Origin of the sequence: Natronococcus sp. JC468, assembly GCF_012163165.1 — an archaeon.
Taxonomy (GTDB): domain Archaea; phylum Halobacteriota; class Halobacteria; order Halobacteriales; family Natrialbaceae; genus Natronococcus; species Natronococcus jeotgali.
This window is the reverse complement of record NZ_JAAVUO010000091.1, coordinates 1-1,997: the sequence shown is the minus strand read 5'-3', so window position 1 is coordinate 1,997 and position 1,997 is coordinate 1. Positions and strand designations below refer to the sequence as shown.

At 46.5% G+C, this 1,997-nt stretch carries 2 protein-coding genes; both read right to left on the bottom strand.

Annotated features, from left to right (window positions below; all coding sequences use genetic code 11):
- Positions 1 to 761: 761 nt before the first annotated feature.
- Complete coding sequence (locus GWG54_RS20465) at positions 762 to 1,037, bottom strand: PadR family transcriptional regulator (RefSeq protein WP_167939471.1); 276 nt, start codon at positions 1,035 to 1,037, stop codon at positions 762 to 764.
- Between the two features lie 111 nt (positions 1,038 to 1,148).
- Complete coding sequence (locus tag GWG54_RS20460; protein ID WP_167939470.1) at positions 1,149 to 1,448, bottom strand: hypothetical protein; 300 nt, start codon at positions 1,446 to 1,448, stop codon at positions 1,149 to 1,151.
- Between the last annotated feature and the right edge of the window lie 549 nt (positions 1,449 to 1,997).

The window sequence follows — 1,997 nt, the reverse complement described above, 5'->3', positions numbered from 1 at the left end:
CATTCCTCTCGAATAGAAGTCTCGATAAGCCGCCGCTGTCGCGTGGTTTCTCGCTTAGCTAAAGACGGATGAGCCGAACAGAATGAGGGCTCCATCTCGCCGTATGTTCCGTTCTTGTCGCTCAATCATACATCTCTATTGGAAGAGTGCTTGAATAATAGTTGTCACTCTCTTCGTTAAGTTTGTAGCCTTCAGTATGTCATAGAATGGTTCGTGTACCGATTGTATCATCCTCGGAAAGTGATATATAAAATAGATAGGAGAAATCTATGTGGTTTCTGTTTCTTTCTTCGGAAGACCTTTTCGTTCTGAAAAGTAGTATAATATCACGACGAATCCGGCTGCAGGTACTATTACGCCCAACCAGTACATTTGAGGATTTTTGAGATCGAGTCGTCTCGCGTCAATATACATCAGAATACCTATCGGGAATTGTACAATAAGAGCTCCAGCTAGTAATCCAATAACTACATTAGTCATGGGAGGTATCCTATTGCAAGAGTAACTCTCTTATCTAATAAGTCTGTTCTACCAGTGACAAGTTCGCACTGTCTCTGTATCGGCTCTTTCGGTGAAGACTCGTCGAAACGAAGTGACGAAATGGGTGACGATTCCATATGCATCGGAGAACGCAGTCTCAACTTCTATGAGTTGAGAAATGTATAGTTTATATTGTTTTATCGGAATTTGTGGTACTGCCTGCGCTTGTTCAGGATTTGGGTGACGCCGACTAGCTCGGATCGACGCAATATCTCTCCGCGTCAGAGGTCAACGTACTGTGATTCCCACTCACGACGCTCCTGAATGGCTGTGTTCCCTTCATCGGTGATCGCGTAGTAGTTCGTTCGTCGATCGAGTTCTCCCTTCTCGACGAATCCCTTGTTGACGAGGGTGTCGAGATTGGGATACAGTCGTCCGTGATTGATGTCGCTACTATAGTACGACTCGACCTCGTCTTTGATGTCCTGACCCGACGGCTGATCAGCGCCTGTAATGACGTACAGGAGATCCCGCTGAAAGCCTGTAAGATCGTCCATGGTGACTTGCCCTTGTAACCGAGTATTGTTATTTCTATCGTACCTACTAGCCAGATTGAATTCCAATTCTTGAGAAAGATAGTAGTCTATTGAGTAATTTCGGTTCGAGAGTTAGCGACGGTTTTCAGAGACAAGTTGGTCGAGGAACGAAGCAAGGACCGTCTTCTCCTTCTCATCCGATTCGAGAGAGAAGTCTTGACGGGGATCTTCATAGACTTCGAGTTCAACACGACTTGCAGCAGAGAGTTCACCGTCAAGCACCACAAGATTGAGAATTGCAGTCTGGTAGATCACCAGCGTACGGATCTCGTCGATATCGAGATACTGGATGTTGAGCGCTTCCAGTGTTGAGAGCAGGTCGACTGGAGTGCTAAAGGTATATTCCTGCGTCGAACCCGTATCGGTTGGCATTGAATTACTCTTGTGGACCCCTATCAATAGTTCTCATCCTTCGATGTAGCAACTGGGGACGACTGTTAGTAGAGACAGTGCAATCGAAGAGAGTTGAACTGGCAAAATGCCCACCGGTCGTATGGGGCCAATACCGGTGGGATATGGACCGAGTGCTGGATCGTGATGTCGCGCCAAGGGATACGCGACAGTCGAGGTTTGTGGTGGAGTTATTATCAAGCTATGGGCCGCTCTTCCGAAGTAGATTATTGGTAGCGATGGGGAAGCCAGTCCGGTGAATGAAGGCCAATCAAGAAGTGTATTATATGATACTACAGCATGGATAGCCGAAAGCAGTCAACCAAATATATAATAAATCCAGTAATTTCTGGAAAGAAAACCAGTGTAAACCAGAATATATACTCTCAAATACTCGGCAGGACCCCTCCTAGAAACGTCTTTTGGCATCCGGGGTCAACTACTGACCGCGATGACCACCACTCCAAGTCTGTCTCCGGAATCTATTCACCCACAAGAAAAAGACCAGGTGATACGGGCCCTTTCCGAGCA

What these genes read in the sequence shown, in the direction of transcription:
- GWG54_RS20465 (WP_167939471.1), bottom strand. Translation starts at nt 1,037, where the DNA reads ATGGACGATCTTACAGGCTTTCAGCGGGATCTCCTGTACGTCATTACA.
- GWG54_RS20460 (WP_167939470.1), bottom strand. Translation starts at nt 1,448, where the DNA reads ATGCCAACCGATACGGGTTCGACGCAGGAATATACCTTTAGCACTCCA.